At 59.8% G+C, this 1,113-nt stretch carries 1 protein-coding gene; it reads left to right on the top strand.

What is annotated here, in order from left to right; all coding sequences use genetic code 11:
* Positions 1-168 precede the first annotated feature (168 nt).
* Complete coding sequence (locus IG616_RS22820) at positions 169-1,098, top strand: IS110 family RNA-guided transposase (protein ID WP_192151287.1); 930 nt, start codon at positions 169-171, stop codon at positions 1,096-1,098.
* Positions 1,099-1,113 lie beyond the last annotated feature (15 nt).

The following is a 1,113-nucleotide window of genomic DNA, read 5'->3' as shown; positions in this document are numbered from 1 at the left end:
CCTGTGTGTCTGGTTTGGTCTATTGTTGGTACGGGAGGGAGGCCGATGCAATCCTGATCCCCTTTTGGGAGATCGCGGCATGGCTTGGCCCCCTCCCGCTTTAGCCACCCAACCTGAACAGTTGCATGAGGCTGTTGGCGCAGACCTCGCATCACAGGACCAGGCCCCATGACCCTACATCAAACCGTCTTCGGCTGCGATATCTCCAAAGCCTTTCTCGATATCTTCGATCCCCGGACCCGGCGGTTCCTGCGGATCGGCAATACCAGCGAGGAAATCGAGGCTTTCCTCACCTCGATCAAGGACACGAACTGCTGCCTCATCATGGAAGCGACGGGGGTCCATGATCGTAAGTTACGTCATGCATTGGCGACCCATGGCATTGCCTTTTCACGGCTCAACCCGCTCCAGGCCCGGCGCTTTGCCGAATTGCGCGGGCAATTCGCCAAGACCGACAGGATTGACGCGGAGGGCCTTTCGGCCTTTGGCGCAATCATGAAGCCAGCGGTCTCGCAGCCGCCTTGCGCAGAGCGTGAGCGCCTGGCCGCCCTTGCGCGCCGGCGCGATCAGCTTGTCGAGCTGCGTGCCCTGGAAAAGCGCCATCGCGCGGAGGCCGATGACCCCTTCATTGTCGCTGACCTTGATGCCGTTCTTGCCACGCTAAACGCCCGCATCGCTCTCATCGAAGCCGAGATCGATCACTATACCCGAAGCTGTCCAGATCTGGCGGAACACCAGAGCCGTCTGATCTCGGCACCTGGGATCGGCAAAATCACTGCCCTGACGCTGGTCGCCCACATGCCGGAACTGGGGACCTTGCCGCCTAAGAAAATCTCGGCCCTTGCCGGACTTGCCCCATTCAACGACGACAGCGGCCCCAGACGCGGCCGCAAGCATATCAGGGGCGGGAGACGGCGTGTGCGCAACGCCCTTTATATGGCTGCCCTTGGAGCAATCCGCGCAAATACAAGGTTCAAGCTCTTCTTCCAGGCAATCGCGAACCGGTCCGGCTCCAAAAAGCTGGCCCTCATCGCCGTCGCAAGAAAGCTTCTAACCGTCCTCAACGCTATGCTCAGAGACAAACGAACCTTCGCATAAACACAGTTGCCATGC

Source organism: Roseibium litorale, assembly GCF_014842915.1.
GTDB lineage: Bacteria > Pseudomonadota > Alphaproteobacteria > Rhizobiales > Stappiaceae > Roseibium > Roseibium litorale.
Note: the sequence above shows the minus strand (reverse complement) of the source record. Positions and strands in the feature narration are given on the sequence as shown.